This window comes from Enterobacter sp. 342 (assembly GCF_036663495.1).
Taxonomy (GTDB): domain Bacteria; phylum Pseudomonadota; class Gammaproteobacteria; order Enterobacterales; family Enterobacteriaceae; genus Enterobacter.
The window spans coordinates 25,861-43,084 of the sequence record NZ_JAWUEI010000016.1 but is presented as its reverse complement, the minus strand read 5'-3'; the positions used below and the strand labels follow the sequence as shown (position 1 = coordinate 43,084).

Below are 17,224 nucleotides of genomic sequence, written 5' to 3'. Positions count from 1 at the left end.
AGCTGGCTTTTTTTTTGTTATGGTAGGTCTCAGTAACCTTCCAAAAGGACTGAGCCATGACACTACATTGCGCATTTATTGGATTTGGTAAAAGTACGACCCGCTATCACCTTCCGTATGTCCTTCACCGTAAAGATTCCTGGCATGTGGCCCATATCTACCGCCGCCGCGCGAAGCCAGAGGAGCAGTCTCCGCAGTATTCCCACATCCATTTCACCAGCGTTCTGGACGAAATCCTTAACGATCCGCAGGTGAAACTGGTTGTTGTCTGTACTCATGCTGACAGCCATTTTGACTACGCGAAACGCGCTCTGGAAGCAGGTAAAAACGTACTGGTGGAAAAGCCGTTTACGCCGACTATCGCCGAAGCGAAGGCGTTGTTCGCACTGGCGAAAAGCAAAGGACTGACCGTTACGCCATATCAAAACCGTCGCTTTGACAGTTGCTTCCTGACGGCGAAAAAAGTGATTGAGAGCGGTAAGCTCGGTGACATCGTGGAAGTCGAAAGTCACTTCGACTACTACCGCCCGGTAGCAGAAACTCAACCAGGCCTGCCGCAGGATGGCGCGTTCTATGGGCTGGGCGTACACACCATGGATCAGGTCATCTCCCTGTTTGGCCGCCCGGACCACGTGGCATATGACATCCGCAGCCTGCGTAACAAAGCCAACCCGGACGACACGTTTGAAGCGCAGCTGTTCTACGGTGACCTGAAAGCCATTGTCAAAACCAGCCATCTGGTGAAAATCGACTATCCGAAATTTATCGTTCACGGTACGAAAGGCTCGTTTATCAAGTACGGTATCGACCAGCAGGAGACCAGCCTGAAGGCCAATATCATGCCAGGTGAACCGGGCTTTGCGGCGGATAATTCGGTTGGCGTACTGGAATATGTAAAGGCGGATGGCACGACAGCCAGAGAAGAGTTGAAGCCCGAGGTGGGTGATTATGGCCGCGTGTACGATGCACTGTTTGCGACTATCAATAGCGGTGCAGTGAATTACGTCAAGGAATCTGACGTACTGACTAACCTTGAAATCCTTGAACGGGCCTTTGAACAGGCTTCTCCTGCCACGGTAACCCTCGCGAAATAAGCAAAAATGGCTCCTCTGCACTTGTTCATAATTTTTGAACAGAGGAGTCAATTTTCACCCTCTATGATCCCAGGCCGTTTGCGTCCACACTTACTCCATCGAAACGAACTGAGGGTGAAAACAATGATCTACTTACGCAAAGCAAACGAACGTGGTCACGCGAATCATGGCTGGCTGGACTCATGGCATTCATTCTCGTTTGCCGACTACTACGACCCAAACTTCATGGGCTTCTCCGCACTGCGCGTGATTAACGACGACGTGATTGATGCAGGGCAGGGCTTCGGCACCCACCCGCACAAAGACATGGAAATTCTGACCTATGTGCTGGAAGGGGCGGTTGAGCACCAGGACAGCATGGGCAACAAAGAGCAGGTTCCTGCGGGTGAGTTCCAGATTATGAGCGCGGGTACCGGGGTGCGTCACTCTGAGTACAACCCGAGCAAAACGGAAAAACTGCACCTGTATCAAATCTGGATTATTCCAGAAGAAACCGGCATCACGCCACGCTATGAGCAGCGCCGCTTCGACGCGAAACAGGGTAAACAACTGGTGCTGTCCCCGGATGCGCGAGAAGGCTCCCTGAAAGTGCATCAGGATATGGAACTGTATCGCTGGGCGCTGGCGAAAGACGAACAGTCTGTTCATCAGATTGCTGCTAACCGCCGCATCTGGATCCAGGTGGTGAAAGGTGAAGTCACCATCAACGGTACTAAAGCAACAACGGCTGATGGTCTGGCCATCTGGGACGAGCAGGCGATCTCCGTACACGCTGACAGCGAAAGTGAAATTCTGCTGTTTGACCTGCCTCCGGTGTAATAAATCATAAATAAATGCCCAACCTTCCCTCTGACAGGGGAAGGTTGGGCTTTGTCCGTGATAAACTGAGCAAATCTCTCACTTCAAGATTTCTCAGGACGATGAAAAAGAAACGCCCCGTACTTCAGGATGTCGCCGACCGCGTTGGTGTGACCAAAATGACGGTCAGCCGATTTTTACGTAACCCGGAGCAGGTTTCCGTGGCGCTGCGTGGCAAGATTGCCGCGGCTCTTGATGAACTGGGGTATATCCCTAACCGCGCACCCGATATTCTCTCCAATGCGACCAGTCGTGCGGTGGGCGTCCTGCTTCCCTCTTTAACCAACCAGGTTTTCGCCGAAGTGCTGCGCGGAATTGAAAGTGTGACCGATGCGTTTGGTTATCAGACCATGCTTGCGCACTACGGGTACAAGCCGGAGCTGGAAGAGGAACGTCTTGAGTCCATGCTTTCCTGGAACATCGACGGCCTGATCTTAACGGAACGTACCCACACGCCGCGCACGCTGAAGATGATTGAAGTGGCGGGTATTCCGGTGGTGGAGCTGATGGACAGCCAGTCCCCATGCCTCGATATCGCCGTGGGTTTTGATAACTTCGAAGCGGCACGTCAGATGACGGCGGCGATTATCGCGCGCGGTCATCGTCACATCGCCTATCTGGGAGCGCGTCTTGATGAACGTACTATCATCAAACAGAAGGGATACGAGCAGGCGATGCTCGACGCGAACTTAGTCCCGTACAGCGTGATGGTGGAGCAGTCCTCTTCCTATACGTCGGGTATTGAGCTGATGCGTCAGGCGCGGCGCGAGTATCCGCAACTGGACGGTATTTTCTGTACCAACGATGACCTTGCTGTCGGTGCAGCGTTCGAATGTCAGCGTCTGGGACTTTCCATCCCGCGTGATATGGCGATTGCCGGTTTCCACGGCCACGATATCGGCCAGGTCATGGAGCCGCGTCTGGCGAGCGTCCTGACACCGCGTGAACGTATGGGCCGTATTGGCGCAGAACGCCTGCTGGCGCGCATTCGTGGCGAGACGGTTACTCCTAAAATGTTAGATTTAGGTTTCACCTTGTCACCGGGTGGATCTATTTGAGCTGACAAATTTGAACTAGCTCACACTTATTCACTTCTCGCACGTTTGGATATTGCTTCTATTTTGCCCCAGCAGGACAATGTTACCGATAACTGTTACCCGTAACAATTGACTGAGGGACACCCTTTGAGCACGACTAATCATGATCACCACGTCTACGTCCTGATGGGCGTTTCCGGTAGCGGGAAATCAGCCGTGGCCAGCGAAGTGGCGCATCAACTCCAGGCTGCGTTTCTTGATGGTGACTTCCTCCATCCGCGCAGCAATATCATGAAAATGGCCTCCGGCGAGCCGCTGAACGACGACGACCGCAAACCGTGGTTGCAGGCGTTGAATGATGCCGCGTTCGCGATGCAGCGCACCAACAAAGTTTCCCTTATCGTTTGCTCCGCGCTGAAAAAAACCTACCGCGACCTGCTGCGTGACGGCAACCCGAACCTCTCTTTCATCTACCTGAAAGGGGATTTTGAGGTGATTGAAAACCGTCTTAAGGCGCGTAAAGGTCACTTCTTCAAAACTCAGATGCTGGTGACGCAGTTCGAAGCGCTGCAGGAACCGGGTGAAGATGAGAAAGATGTCTTAGTGGTTGATATCGATCAGTCACTGGAAGGTGTTGTCGCCAGCACCATCGAGGTCATTAATAAAAGGCAGTAAGTTTTGAGTACATTAACGCTTGTTTTGACAGCAGTGGGTTCCGTGTTGCTGCTGCTGTTTTTAGTGATGAAGGCGCGTATGCACGCTTTCGTTGCTTTGATGGTGGTTTCTATTGGTGCAGGTCTCTTTTCTGGAATGCCGCTCGACAAAATCGCTGCGACCATGGAAAAAGGGATGGGCGGTACGCTGGGCTTCCTGGCGATTGTCGTCGCGCTTGGGGCAATGTTTGGCAAGATTTTACATGAGACAGGCGCTGTTGATCAGATAGCCGTCAAGATGCTGAAATCCTTCGGACATAACCGTGCGCATTATGCGATTGGCCTGGCCGGTCTGATTTGTGCGCTGCCGCTGTTCTTTGAAGTGGCGGTTGTGTTGCTGATTAGCGTGGCGTTCTCTATGGCGCGCCACACCGGGACTAACCTCGTGAAACTGGTTATCCCACTGTTTGCGGGCGTGGCAGCAGCAGCGGCGTTCCTGCTGCCTGGGCCAGCACCGATGTTGCTGGCATCTCAGATGCACGCTGATTTCGGCTGGATGATGCTGATTGGCCTGTGTGCGGCAATCCCGGGGATGATTATTGCCGGTCCGCTGTGGGGCAACTTCATCAGCCGTTACGTTGAACTGCACATTCCGGATGACATCACCGAGCCGCACCTGGGCGAAGGTAAAATGCCTTCCTTCGGCTTCAGTCTGTCACTGATCCTGCTGCCGTTGGTGCTCGTTGGGCTGAAAACCATTGCCGCGCGCTTTGTGCCGGTGGGTTCCAGCGCGTACGAATGGTTTGAGTTTATTGGCCATCCGTTCACGGCGATCCTGGTGGCGTGTCTGGTGGCGATTTATGGCCTGGCGATGCGTCAGGGCATGCCAAAAGACAAAGTGATGGAAATCTGCGGTCATGCGCTGCAACCAGCCGGCATTATTCTGTTGGTGATTGGTGCGGGCGGGGTGTTCAAGCAGGTTCTGGTTGATTCCGGCGTGGGTCCAGCTCTGGGTGAAGCGCTGACTGGAATGGGCCTGCCGATTGCGGTGACCTGCTTCGTGCTGGCGGCTGCAGTACGTATTATCCAGGGTTCGGCGACTGTCGCGTGCTTAACCGCTGTGGGGCTGGTAATGCCGGTGATTGAACAGCTGCATTACTCCGGTGCGCAAATGGCTGCGCTGTCTATCTGTATTGCGGGCGGGTCTATCGTGGTTTCTCATGTGAATGACGCAGGCTTCTGGCTGTTCGGTAAATTTACCGGTGCCACCGAAGCGCAGACGCTGAAAACCTGGACGCTGATGGAAACCATCCTCGGTACGACAGGCGCAATTGTCGGGATGATTGCCTTTACGCTGCTGAGCTAAATGCGGTGATGTGGCAAGGCTAAAAATAAGGCCCGGTAGCGTTAGCGCTTACCGGGCCTTAATCATTCTGCGAATGACAGGCCGGGAAGAGTGAAAACTCCGCCCGGCTTTTTATTATCACTCGCCCTGCGTTGAACTCTCAATCGTCAGACGCACATCAGACGTGATCAGTTCAGCCAGCATCTGGTAGACCTTCAGCGTCTCTTCCGGCTCGGCATCGCCCGTATCACTGATAAAGCCTTCATCACGCAGCGTCAGAACCAGTGAACTGAAGACCGCTTTGTCGAAGAATTCAGGAGCGTTAATACCGTGCAGAACGGACAGGCGCTGTGCCAGCGTCCGGCTCTCTTTCTCCAGCGTTCCACGGTTGATAGACGGGTTCGCACTGAGCAACCAGAATGTAATGGCATAACGTTGCAGCGTTTCACGCGCACCGGCCGCCAGCAGTTGCAGGGTACGGGAACGTGACGGATTGATGTGCAGCTCGTCGTTCACAACGGTGATCAGCCCCTGACGACGCAGTTCTTCCGTCAGTTTATCCAGCTCGCCAGCCAGCTCATCCTTGCTCCAGCGCAAGAACAGCTCCGCTTTCAGCATCGGGTAGAGCGTGTCAACGTGACGCAACAGCTCCTGACGTGAAATGCGACGATGCTGGGTGATGATAGCTGCCATGAGTGACGGCAGCATCAGCATATGGGCAATATTGTTGCGATAGTACGTCATCAGCACGGCCTGCTCGCGCGGCAGAATGACGATGTCGCCGATCGTGTCTTTTTCGACTTCAAACTTGTTCATCTGCAAAGCGTGATCAATAAGCTCACTGGCGCTCGCAGAAGGTGCCGTCGAGTCAACCGAGTACGGGACGTTACGCATCATATCGAGATAACAATCCAGCTGCTCTGTCAGTTGTTCGCGAGTCAGCGAGCGCTGACGAGACGCCAGAAGCGCGGTACAACACAGGTTCATGGCGTTAGCCGCACCAGCGTTGTTAATGCGCACCATCAGCTCAGACGCGATGCCGTTGACCGTTGGCGTCAGCCAGGCTGGACGAACGGCTTCGATAGGGTCGATAGACTCGCGCCACTCCGGAACGTGATGGTTCAAGTACGTCATCAGCGGCATCGGCTCGCCAAAGTTCACGTAGCCCTGGCCAAGATTACGGAGCTTGCTCAAACCGCGCAGCATTTGCGGCAGGCTCTCTTTCTCTTTGGTTGCACCACGCAGCTCTTTAGCGTAAGTCCCCACCTCCATCACATGCTCATAGCCGATGTAGATTGGCACCAGTGTGATTGGACGGGTTCCTCCGCGCAGCATGGCCTGAATGGTCATGGACAGCGTGCCGGTCTTCGGATCGAGCAGACGTCCGGTACGGGAGCGGCCACCTTCCACAAAGTACTCAACGGAATAACCGCGGCTGAACAACTCACCCAGATACTCGCGGAACACCGTGGAGTAGAGCTTGTTGCCCTTAAAGGTACGACGAATAAAGAATGCACCCAGACGGCGGAAAATCGGGCCAGCTGGCCAGAAATTCAGGTTGATGCCGGCAGCGATATGCGGCGGTACCAGCCCCTGGTGATAGAGCACATAGGAGAGAAGCAGGTAGTCCATGTGGCTGCGGTGGCAGGGGACATAGACAATTTCATGGCCATCGTGCGCCAGTTGGCGTACACGCTCGGCGTTATGGACGTTGATGCCCTGATAGAGACGGTTCCAGGTAAAGCTGAGAATACGATCGGACAGGCGAATCATCTCGTAAGAGAAGTTCGCTGCAATCTCTTCCATCAGTGCAATGGCGTTCTGCTGGGCTTTCTCATGCGAAATCTTTTTGCTGCGTGCTTCGTCTTCAACGGCACGGGCAATCGCTTTGGAGGCCAACAGCTTGTTGAACAGATCCTGACGCGCCGGGAGACGCGGCCCAACGGCAGCGAGGCGCTGACGGGCGAAGTGCATACGCGCTACGCGCGCCAGTTTTTGCGCGATGATCTTGTCAGTGCCATGCTCGTCCGCCATTCGACGCAGCGAAACGGAAGGGGAAAAACGCACAAAGCTGTCGCGTCCCAGCCAGGAGACCGCGAAGAACTTCTGGATGCCGTTAAGCATGCGCAGCGGTGGATTCTCTTCACCTTTTTCACGACCCGGGCGACGACCAAACATCACCGATACTGGCACCATCTGCACATCCAGATCAGGATTGCTGCGGTGCAGGTCGAGATAGTCATGGAACAGCTTGATGGACTCTTCTTTCGGCGTGTAATAGGTAAACACGCGCGGTCCACCGTGAATGAACACGTAGCGCGGCAGCAGCGTACCGTCAACTTCAAGCGGTTCAAGCGGGTCAGGTAAGTCATGCGCCAGGCATTGGGCGCGAAGCGTCAGTAAGTCTGCCTTCGAGTTATAAGGCAAAACGTACATAATGGGGCGCGACGTATCGAGCCCTAATTCCAGCGCGGGTTCTGCTGGGATAGACTTGCTTTTTACCAGGATGCTTAATGGTAAATTAAGTAATTTGTAGTAAATTCGTGGCCAGCCGGACATAAACGATGTAAAGCCTCTGGTTAATAATGCAATTGCGGCGCAAGGATAACAGAAAGCGCGCAAAATTTCTGTTGTTACCCGTCATACTTCAGGCGGCAGCGAAACGCGCTGCCACTCTAGTTACTGACGCTATTTCCAATAAAAGGTTCTTTTAATGGCCAATAATACCACTGGGTTAACCCGAATCATCAAAGCCGCCGGCTATTCCTGGAAAGGTTTCCGTGCCGCGTGGATCAATGAAGCCGCCTTTCGCCAGGAGGGCGTCGCCGCTATCATCGCGGTGATTATCGCCTGTTTCCTTGATGTTGATGCAATAACACGCGTTCTTCTGATCGGCTCCGTACTGTTGGTGATGATAGTGGAAATTCTCAATAGCGCTATTGAGGCTGTTGTTGACCGGATTGGCTCAGATTTCCACGAGCTCTCTGGCCGGGCAAAAGACATGGGCTCCGCTGCCGTGTTGCTGGCGATTATTACTGCGGTCATTACCTGGGTCACGCTGCTTTGGTCACATTTCCGATGAGCCTCGAGGAATAATTAAGTCCCTGGTTTTTTGTGCAGTTTTTGGTTCCAAAATCGCCTTTGACTGTATATACTCACAGCATAACTGTATATACACCCAGGGGGCGGAATGAAAGCGTTAACGACCAGGCAGCAAGAGGTGTTTGATCTCATCCGGGATCATATCGGCCAGACGGGTATGCCACCCACGCGTGCGGAAATCGCTCAGCGTCTGGGCTTCCGTTCTCCGAATGCTGCCGAAGAACACCTGAAAGCGCTGGCGCGTAAGGGCGTGATTGAGATTGTTTCGGGCGCGTCACGCGGTATCCGCCTGCTGGTGGAAGAAGAGACGGGCATTCCGCTGGTGGGGCGTGTTGCGGCCGGTGAGCCTTTACTGGCACAGCAGCATATTGAAGGCCACTACCAGGTCGATCCGGGGATGTTTAAACCAAGCGCTGATTTCCTGCTGCGCGTAAGTGGCATGTCGATGAAAGACATCGGTATTCTTGACGGTGATCTGCTTGCGGTTCACAAAACGCAGGATGTGCGAAACGGCCAGGTTGTGGTCGCGCGTATTGATGACGAAGTCACTGTTAAGCGTCTGAAAAAACAGGGTAATACCGTACAGTTGCTGCCTGAAAACAGCGAATTCTCCCCGATTGTGGTGGATCTTCGCGAGCAGAACTTCTCTATCGAAGGGCTGGCAGTAGGGGTGATTCGCAACGGCGAATGGCTGTAATCTCTTCCTGACAGGCTACGGCGTTGCTGTAGCCTGATTCCTTTACCTCTCCCGGTATTTTTCATGTCACTGCTGACGGCATCAGATAAGGCATTGTGGCGTCTTGCACTGCCGATGATTTTTTCCAATATCACCGTGCCCCTGCTGGGTCTGGTAGATACTGCTGTTATTGGCCATCTGGATTCACCTGTTTATCTTGGCGGTGTGGCGATTGGCGCGACGGCAACCAGCTTCCTGTTTATGCTGCTGCTCTTTTTGCGCATGAGTACTACCGGGCTCACGGCACAGGCATATGGTGCCAGAGATCCGCTGCGTCTGGCGCGCGCGTTGGTGCAGCCGCTCATTCTGGCGCTTGGTGCGGGGGCATTAATTGTTGTATTGCGCTCGCCCCTGATTGACCTCGCGCTTCACATCGTTGGCGGTAACGAGGCGGTACTGGAGCAGGCGAGACGTTTCCTTGAAATCCGCTGGCTCAGTGCACCCGCATCACTGGCTAACCTGGTTCTGCTGGGGTGGTTACTCGGCGTGCAGTATGCCCGCGCCCCCGTCATTCTGCTGGTGGTGGGAAACCTGCTCAACATTGTGCTTGATGTCTGGCTGGTAATGGGTCTGCATATGAACGTGCAGGGGGCTGCACTGGCGACGGTAATTGCCGAATACGGGACTTTTATCATCGGCCTGTGGATGGTCTGGCGTGTGCTGGCGATGCGCGGGATCTCTCTTGCGCTATTAAAAAACGCATGGCGCGGCAATATCCGTAAGCTGCTGGCACTCAACCGTGACATTATGCTGCGTTCACTTCTCCTTCAGCTCTGTTTCGGCGCGCTGACGGTTTTCGGGGCTCGGCTGGGGCCAGACATCGTTGCGGTCAATGCCGTATTGATGATGCTGCTGACCTTTACCGCTTACGCGCTGGACGGCTTTGCCTATGCTGTGGAAGCGCATTCCGGGCAAGCGTACGGTGCGCGCAAAAGCGGGCAGCTTCAGGATGTCTGGCGGGCAGCCTGTCGTCAGTCGGGGTTTGTGGCGCTGGCATTTGGTCTGGTTTATGCCGTTTTTGGCGAGCAGATTATTGCGTTACTCACCTCACTTCCCACACTGCGTGAACTGGCGAGCCACTATCTCATCTGGCAGGTGATCTTACCGGTAGTCGGTGTCTGGTGTTATCTGCTGGACGGCATGTTTATTGGTGCGACACGCGGGGCCGAAATGCGCAACAGTATGGCGGTGGCGGCAGCCGGGTTTGGTCTGACGCTGCTGACGCTTCCCTGGCTTGGCAATCACGGTTTGTGGCTGGCGTTGGCCGTTTTCCTCTCGTTGCGGGGGTTGTCTCTGGCCTTTATCTGGCGCCGTCACTGGCGAAATAATACCTGGTTTCCCTCGCGCCCCGATATATCGTGACGGTTAAAGATTCCGAATATGAAATTAACCACAGAATCCTTAACTACAATAATTATCACGTCCAGCAGAAAAGAACGTAACGGACGTTACGACCTAACGCTTAACATGAGGACACGATGATGAATAAAGACGAAATCAGCGGCAACTGGAAGCAGTTCAAAGGTAAAGCGAAAGAACAGTGGGGTAAGCTGACGGATGACGATATGACCGTCATCGAAGGTAAACGCGATCAGCTTGTCGGTAAAATCCAGGAGCGGTACGGCTACGCAAAAGACCAGGCGGAAAAGGAAGTCGGCGACTGGGAAAAACGCAACGACTACCGCTGGTAACCGGGTAATACCCGCAAGTACAAGGAAGTACACCCTGAGGGCGGCCATGAGCCGCCTTTTTGGTTGCTAGCGAGGTTTTTTCTTCACAACAATTGTGTGGTCGTGCTGGCACTTGTCGTGATGGCTGCATGATTCCACTTCGACACAGGCAGAGCACAGCCCGTGTGCTTCAATAACGTTATGACGCAAGGCAAAGCCCATTTTGGCCGCCAGCGTATGCATAATGTCTTCAACACCTTCAGCCCCTTCTTCTTTCACCACGCCACATCGGTCACAGATAAACATCGCCGATGTGTGGGTTGGCTGGTCAAACAGATGACACAGCACATAGCTGTTTGTGGATTCAACCTTATGCACGAAACCTTGTTCCAGCAGGAAATCCAGCGCGCGATAAACCGTAGGTGGTTTGGCCTGCGGCTCGCTTTCGCGGAGCAGGTCGAGCAGATCGTATGCGCTGATGGCTCCCTGTTGCAGACTCATCAGGCGTAATACCTCAAGGCGCTGCGGAGTCAGGCGCACATTGCGTTGCGCGCAGAGCTTTTCGGCCTGCGCTAACAGCTCTTTTGTGGACTTATCCATTTAGCACCCCGGATGTTATACGACGGAAAACCCTCACTTTATCATGTTCTGCTAAAAACACCGAGATCCGCCTGTCTGTGCTATACCTGACGCATTGCAAACCGGGAAATTAACAATGAAAAGACCTGACTGTATTCGACACTGGCGCGATGTGGAAGGCGCTGATAACTCAACTTATCCCGACAGTGACGAGCGTTTTTCCATCGGTGCGCCGTTGGCTCGCAAGCTCGGGCTTGGGCGTATTGGCATCCATCATGAGCGTCTACCCCCCGGACGTCGGACATCCTATCCCCATGCGGAAAGCGACGAAGAAGAGTTCATTTATGTGCTTGAAGGATATCCTGAAGCCTGGATTAATGGCTATTTGTGGAAGCTTGAACCTGGCGATAGCGTAGGGTTTCCCGCCGGAACGGGTATCTGCCATACCTTTATCAACAACACGGACGAAGAGGTTCGGCTCCTGGTGGTGGGCGAAGCCAACAAGAAGCACAACCGCATCTACTATCCGCTCAACCCAGTATATGCCGCCACGCGAGAGGATCGCTGGGTCGATCACCCGCCCCAGTTTTTCGGGCCGCATGATGGAAAACCTGGGAAAAAATAATTTCCTCTTCTATAAATATTGAGGACCGTCACAAATTACAACAGGTCTGGTTAGAATTTAACTTAAGGAAATGGCGGGTCTTTTTGTACTTATTCACAGCAATAGTTCGTACCTGTTTGGGTGATAACAGACAGGGGTTATTTCATAACAGACTATAAGACGAGCATACTGTGAAAAAACATTTTAAATTTTCGGTGGTTAGCATCGCTGTCTCCTTGTTTATGGCAAATCAGGCCGGAGCAGCCAATACCTGGACAGAAGCACGTAGCGATGCAATGGGAGGAACTGGGGTCGCGGCTGGGAGCTATGGCAGCGGGGTGTTAATCAACCCGGCGTTGCTTGCAAAGGCGAAACCTGACGAAGGCATTACAGTGATCCTGCCCTCTATCGGTGCGCAAATTTCAGACAAAGACAATCTGCGCGATAAGATTGATGACATCAGCGATGATGTCAGCAACTATCGCAGTACCCTGGATAATATCAATCCTATCGATCTCCTTAATCCTTCCAGCGCTGCATCGCGACAGGTCTCTGCCGCCGCAGGCGACCTTGCCGATCAACTGGATTCACTGAAAGGGAAAACCGCCAGCGGTAAAGCCGGGGGTGGGATTGCTGTAAGTATTCCTAATGACGTGCTCTCAGTGGCCTTCGTGGCCAAAGCCAATGCACGTGCTCGCGTGAGCTCTTACATCGATCAGGGCGATATCGACAAATTGCGCGCGGTGGAAGCCGTTCCGGCGGCCGTATTTGGGGTTGACCCGAATGATTTGAAATCAAAGGGTTTTGGTCGTGCGGCAATCGTTTCAGACTATGGTGTGGCAGTAGCGCGTCAGTTTGATATCAGCGGCGTGCCTGTTTCCGTGGGTATCACTCCTAAGCTGCAACAGACCTGGCTCTATAACTACACGGTCTCGATCTACAACTTTGACAGTGGCGATATCAACAGCAGCCGCTATCGCAACGACGATACCGGGTTTAACGTTGATGCTGGCCTTGCTGCTGATTTCGGCGAAAACTGGACGGTGGGGTTGACCGGGAAAAACCTTTTCTCGCGCGATATCGATACCAAAGTAGTGGATGGTGTGCGTGATACTTATCAAATCAGCCCTGTCGTTACGGCGGGTGCGGCCTGGCATACCGATCTCCTGACGCTGACAGCGGATGGTGACCTGACCGAAACCAAAGGTTTTAAAAGCGAAGAGAACTCCCAATATGTTGGCGTGGGTGCGGAAGTGACGCCATTGAGCTGGCTGGCGGTTCGCGCAGGTTATCGTGCCGATGTGAAAGACAATGACAGCAATGTCTTTACCGCGGGTGTGGGGTTTGCACCGCTTAACACGGTTCATATCGACCTGATGGGTCTGTATGGTGAAGACGAAACCTGGGGTGCGGGGGCACAACTGAGCATGACGTTCTAAAGTCCACCGGAGGCGCTGCGCCTCCGGCTTTTCTTTGTGCTATAGTAGCGCCCCTTTTCACCAGATGCTTAAAACTTCGCCATGTCGTCAGAATTACAGACTGCTTTCCCTGCACACCGTTTCTCCATTGCGCCAATGCTCGACTGGACGGACAGACACTGCCGCTACTTCCTGCGTCAGCTCTCCCGTCATACGTTGCTGTACACCGAAATGGTCACAACCGGTGCGATTATTCACGGTAAAGGAGACTATCTGGCTTACAGCGAAGAGGAGCACCCGGTTGCCCTGCAGCTTGGCGGTAGCGATCCGGCCGCGCTGGCGCACTGTGCGAAGCTGGCAGAAGAGCGTGGTTACGATGAGATCAACCTGAACGTAGGCTGCCCGTCTGACCGCGTGCAAAACGGTATGTTTGGCGCGTGCCTGATGGGGAATGCACAACTGGTGGCAGACTGCATTAAGGCGATGCGCGATGTCGTCTCCATTCCGGTGACGGTCAAAACCCGTATCGGGATTGACGACCAGGACAGCTACGAATTCCTGTGTGATTTCATTAATACGGTATCCGGAAAAGGTGAGTGTGAGATGTTTATCATCCATGCACGTAAAGCCTGGCTCTCCGGCCTTAGCCCGAAAGAGAACCGTGAAATCCCGCCACTGGACTACCCTCGCGTGTATCAACTGAAGCGTGACTTCCCGCACCTGACGATGTCGATCAACGGCGGCATCAAGTCGCTGGAAGAGGCCAAAGCGCATCTGGAACATATGGATGGTGTGATGGTCGGGCGCGAGGCGTATCAGAACCCGGGCATTCTGGCGATGGTCGATCGCGAAATCTACGGTGTAGAAGGCGCAGATACCGATCCGGTTGCGGTGGTACGTGCCATGTATCCGTACATCGAACGCGAGCTGAGCAACGGCACGTATCTTGGCCATATCACCCGCCACATGCTTGGCCTGTTCCAGGGGATTCCGGGCGCGCGTCAGTGGCGTCGTTACCTGAGCGAGAATGCGCATAAAGCCGGTGCCGACATCGAGGTGCTGGAACATGCGCTGAAACTGGTGGCAGATAAGCGATAAATTTCGCTAAAAGATCGTCAAATTCACCACGCCCTGCAAATTTTTGCGGGGCGTTTTTCTTTTATAACAAGGGGTTAGTTTTGGCATGCTTTTTGTAATGCTTACTGCATTACTCAGGAGCGTGTGGGAGAAAAACATGCTGGAACTACTTTTTGTGATTGGTTTTTTTGTCATGCTATTAGCCACGGGCGTTTCGCTGCTCGGCATTCTGGCCGCTATCGTTGTCGCCACGGTGGTGATGTTTATCGGCGGATTATTTGCCCTGATGATCAAGCTGTTGCCGTGGTTACTGCTGGCTATTGTGGTGGTGTGGGTGATACGGGCGATTAAAACGCCAAAAGTGTCCACTTATCAGCGTAATAACCGCTTTCGTTACTAAGGTATTGAGGGGTTCGTCACATACTTGTAACTTTTCTGGTGGCATTGCTTAGAACAGAATAGGATTTACTTATCGAATCTGTCACTATGACTGCCGCTAAAGAATTCATCGAGCTGTACCCTACATACAGCCGAACTAAAAAAAGAAAGGGCTTCCTCAGGGAAGCCCAATTTCTTTTCTGGATTCAGGGGATTAACAGACTTGAACCCTGCGTCACCCTGCTCTCAAGTACCTCATGCGCGCGTTGCGCATCGGCCAGCGGATATTTCTGCGCATCTGCCACATCCACTTTAATTACCCCACTGGCGATCAGCGAGAACAGCTCGTTACTGGCTTCCTCAAGCTCTTCCCGGTTAGTGATGTAGCCTTGCAGGGAAGGGCGAGTCACATACAGAGAACCTTTCTGGTTCAGAATGCCAAGGTTAACCCCGGTCACAGCGCCTGACGCATTACCGAAACTCACCATTAGCCCGCGGCGCTGCAGACAGTCCAGAGAGGCTTCCCAGGTATCTTTCCCCACCGAGTCATACACTACGCGCACTTTTTTGCCGTTAGTGATTTCTTTCAGCCGCTCGACAATGTTCTCTTCACGATAGTTAATCACCTGCCAGGCTCCCGCCTGCAAGGCGCGCTGCGCTTTTTGCGCATTGCCCACGGTACCGATCAGTTTTGCCCCCAGCGCTTTTGCCCACTGACACGCGATCAGCCCCACACCACCCGCAGCGGCATGAAACAGGAACTGCTCGTCAGGTTTAATTTCGTAGGTTTTACGCAGCAGGTAGTAGACCGTAAGCCCTTTCAGAAATGAGGCTGCAGCTTGCTCAAAGGAGATGGCGTTGGGCAGCAGGGCGGCTTTATCCGCCGGGACGTTGTGAACGGAACTGTATGCTCCCAGAGCAGACTGCGCATACACCACGCGATCACCCTCTTTAAGATGCTTAACGGCATGGCCAGTTTTGATAACCACTCCTGCCGCTTCGGTACCCAGACCGCTTGGCAGTGACGGAGGCGGGTAGAGGCCTCCGCGAATATAGGTATCAATGTAGTTAATACCTATGGCTTTGTTTTCAACCTGAACTTCGTTTTCGCCAGGTGCTACAGGGGTAAATTCCACCGCTTTCAGCACTTCTGGCCCACCGTGTTTCTGGAATTCAATGCGCGTTGCCATGCTCCCTCCGTAAGAAAAATATGGTAATCTTTCGACCCACTCTTTATCTCGGTAACTCCATTCACTATGGCAGGAAACAAACCCTTCAACAAACAGACTGAACCTCGCGAGCGTGATTACCAGGTCGCAGGATTAAAAGTCCCGCCGCACTCGATTGAAGCGGAACAGTCGGTGTTGGGCGGTTTAATGCTGGATAATGAACGCTGGGACGACGTCGCTGAGCGCGTGGTGTCTGAGGATTTCTACACCCGACCACATCGTCATATCTTTACCGAAATGGCGCGTCTGCAGGAGTCGGGCAGCCCGATTGACCTGATCACACTTGCGGAATCGCTGGAGCGACAGGGACAACTGGACAGCGTCGGTGGGTTTGCCTACCTGGCAGAATTATCGAAAAATACACCAAGTGCGGCGAATATCAGTGCATACGCCGATATCGTGCGTGAACGTGCTGTAGTTCGTGAGATGATTTCGGTAGCGAATGAGATCGCCGAGGCTGGTTTTGATCCGCAGGGTCGCACCAGTGAAGATCTGCTCGATCTCGCCGAATCCCGGGTCTTTAAAATCGCGGAAAGCCGCGCAAATAAAGATGAAGGCCCGAAAAACATTGCTGATGTGCTCGACGCCACCGTCGCCCGTATCGAACAACTGTTCCAGCAGCCACATGACGGTGTGACCGGTGTGAACACCGGTTATGACGATCTCAATAAGAAAACCGCTGGCCTGCAGCCGTCGGATCTGATTATCGTTGCGGCGCGTCCGTCGATGGGTAAAACGACATTTGCGATGAACCTCGTCGAAAACGCAGCGATGTTGCAGGACAAGCCGGTACTGATTTTCAGTCTTGAGATGCCCTCCGAGCAGATTATGATGCGTTCCCTGGCGTCACTCTCGCGCGTGGATCAGACCCGCATTCGTACCGGTCAGCTGGATGACGAAGACTGGGCGCGGATCTCCGGCACCATGGGCATTCTGCTGGAAAAACGGAATATCTATATTGATGACTCCTCCAGCCTGACGCCGACGGAAGTCCGCTCCCGTGCGCGTCGTATCGCCCGTGAACACGGCGGCATCGGCCTTATCATGATCGACTACCTTCAGCTGATGCGCGTCCCGTCGCTCTCCGACAACCGTACGCTGGAAATTGCAGAGATTTCCCGCTCACTCAAGGCGTTAGCCAAAGAGCTGCACGTGCCAGTGGTGGCACTCTCACAGCTTAACCGCTCCCTGGAACAACGCGCCGACAAACGCCCGGTCAACTCCGACCTGCGTGAGTCTGGCTCCATCGAGCAGGATGCTGACTTAATCATGTTTATCTACCGTGATGAGGTTTATCACGAGAACAGCGACCTGAAAGGGATCGCCGAAATTATTATTGGTAAGCAACGTAACGGCCCAATCGGTACGGTACGTTTGACCTTTAACGGACAGTGGTCGCGTTTCGACAACTATGCCGGTCCTCAATATGATGATGAGTAATTTC

At 53.5% G+C, this 17,224-nt stretch carries 17 protein-coding genes; 14 read left to right on the top strand and 3 right to left on the bottom strand.

What is annotated here, in order from left to right:
- Nucleotides 1-56: 56 nt before the first annotated feature.
- The 5 genes from V6E55_RS14385 (at nt 57) to gntU (ending at nt 5,008) form a co-directional block, all read left to right on the top strand.
- Nucleotides 57-1,094 carry an oxidoreductase gene (locus tag V6E55_RS14385; protein WP_236921066.1) on the top strand — a complete coding sequence of 346 codons (1,038 nt, stop codon included), beginning with the start codon at nt 57-59 and terminating at the stop codon, nt 1,092-1,094.
- Nucleotides 1,095-1,217: 123 nt separating this feature from the next.
- Nucleotides 1,218-1,913 (top strand): pirin family protein, encoded by a 696-nt coding sequence (locus V6E55_RS14380; RefSeq protein ID WP_028017945.1) that lies wholly within the window; start codon nt 1,218-1,220, stop codon nt 1,911-1,913.
- A 101-nt stretch (nt 1,914-2,014) separates the two neighbouring features.
- The gene (gntR, locus tag V6E55_RS14375) at nt 2,015-3,010 is read left to right on the top strand and encodes a gluconate operon transcriptional repressor GntR (RefSeq protein WP_114979549.1); all 996 of its coding nucleotides are present in this window, start codon (nt 2,015-2,017) and stop codon (nt 3,008-3,010) included.
- Between the two features lie 126 nt (nt 3,011-3,136).
- On the top strand, nt 3,137-3,664 hold the full coding sequence (gene gntK, locus V6E55_RS14370; RefSeq protein WP_114979548.1) for a gluconokinase: 528 nt from the start codon (nt 3,137-3,139) through the stop codon (nt 3,662-3,664).
- Nucleotides 3,665-3,667: 3 nt separating this feature from the next.
- On the top strand, nt 3,668-5,008 hold the full coding sequence (gene gntU, locus V6E55_RS14365) for a gluconate transporter (protein ID WP_316943157.1): 1,341 nt from the start codon (nt 3,668-3,670) through the stop codon (nt 5,006-5,008).
- Between the two features lie 117 nt (nt 5,009-5,125).
- On the opposite strand, the gene plsB is transcribed toward gntU, so the two are convergent.
- Complete coding sequence (plsB, locus tag V6E55_RS14360; protein ID WP_114979546.1) at nt 5,126-7,546, bottom strand: glycerol-3-phosphate 1-O-acyltransferase PlsB; 2,421 nt, start codon at nt 7,544-7,546, stop codon at nt 5,126-5,128.
- A gap of 154 nt (nt 7,547-7,700) precedes the next feature.
- Between plsB and V6E55_RS14355 the strand changes: the two genes are divergently transcribed.
- The 4 genes from V6E55_RS14355 to V6E55_RS14340 all read left to right on the top strand — a co-directional run bounded on the left by V6E55_RS14355 (nt 7,701) and on the right by V6E55_RS14340 (nt 10,516).
- Nucleotides 7,701-8,069, top strand: a complete 369-nt coding sequence (locus V6E55_RS14355) for a diacylglycerol kinase (protein ID WP_023334158.1) — start codon at nt 7,701-7,703, stop codon at nt 8,067-8,069.
- 108 nt (nt 8,070-8,177) lie between these two features.
- Entirely contained in the window at nt 8,178-8,786 is a 609-nt protein-coding gene (gene lexA / locus V6E55_RS14350) for a transcriptional repressor LexA (RefSeq protein WP_025757830.1), read from the top strand.
- A gap of 63 nt (nt 8,787-8,849) precedes the next feature.
- The gene (gene dinF, locus V6E55_RS14345) at nt 8,850-10,187 is read left to right on the top strand and encodes an MATE family efflux transporter DinF (RefSeq protein WP_316943156.1); all 1,338 of its coding nucleotides are present in this window, start codon (nt 8,850-8,852) and stop codon (nt 10,185-10,187) included.
- Between the two features lie 119 nt (nt 10,188-10,306).
- Complete coding sequence (locus V6E55_RS14340; protein ID WP_028017939.1) at nt 10,307-10,516, top strand: CsbD family protein; 210 nt, start codon at nt 10,307-10,309, stop codon at nt 10,514-10,516.
- Nucleotides 10,517-10,582: 66 nt separating this feature from the next.
- On the opposite strand, the gene zur is transcribed toward V6E55_RS14340, so the two are convergent.
- A complete protein-coding gene (gene zur / locus V6E55_RS14335; protein WP_028017938.1) occupies nt 10,583-11,095 on the bottom strand; it encodes a zinc uptake transcriptional repressor Zur in 513 nt (170 codons plus the stop codon).
- Nucleotides 11,096-11,210: 115 nt separating this feature from the next.
- Between zur and V6E55_RS14330 the strand changes: the two genes are divergently transcribed.
- The 4 genes from V6E55_RS14330 (at nt 11,211) to pspG (ending at nt 14,573) form a co-directional block, all read left to right on the top strand.
- Complete coding sequence (locus V6E55_RS14330; protein ID WP_114979544.1) at nt 11,211-11,699, top strand: cupin domain-containing protein; 489 nt, start codon at nt 11,211-11,213, stop codon at nt 11,697-11,699.
- Nucleotides 11,700-11,869: 170 nt separating this feature from the next.
- Complete coding sequence (locus V6E55_RS14325; protein ID WP_316943155.1) at nt 11,870-13,117, top strand: conjugal transfer protein TraF; 1,248 nt, start codon at nt 11,870-11,872, stop codon at nt 13,115-13,117.
- 81 nt (nt 13,118-13,198) lie between these two features.
- Nucleotides 13,199-14,194 (top strand): tRNA dihydrouridine(20/20a) synthase DusA, encoded by a 996-nt coding sequence (gene dusA / locus V6E55_RS14320; protein ID WP_316943154.1) that lies wholly within the window; start codon nt 13,199-13,201, stop codon nt 14,192-14,194.
- A gap of 136 nt (nt 14,195-14,330) precedes the next feature.
- Nucleotides 14,331-14,573: an envelope stress response protein PspG gene (gene pspG, locus V6E55_RS14315; RefSeq protein ID WP_114979541.1), complete on the top strand. Its 243-nt coding sequence runs from the start codon at nt 14,331-14,333 to the stop codon at nt 14,571-14,573.
- Between the two features lie 184 nt (nt 14,574-14,757).
- Here pspG and V6E55_RS14310 read toward each other — a convergent pair whose 3' ends face one another.
- Nucleotides 14,758-15,741 (bottom strand): quinone oxidoreductase, encoded by a 984-nt coding sequence (locus tag V6E55_RS14310; protein ID WP_114979540.1) that lies wholly within the window; start codon nt 15,739-15,741, stop codon nt 14,758-14,760.
- 66 nt (nt 15,742-15,807) lie between these two features.
- On the opposite strand from V6E55_RS14310, the gene dnaB reads away from it, so the two are divergent.
- Nucleotides 15,808-17,220, top strand: a complete 1,413-nt coding sequence (gene dnaB / locus V6E55_RS14305) for a replicative DNA helicase (protein ID WP_316943153.1) — start codon at nt 15,808-15,810, stop codon at nt 17,218-17,220.
- The last annotated feature ends 4 nt before the right edge of the window (nt 17,221-17,224 follow it).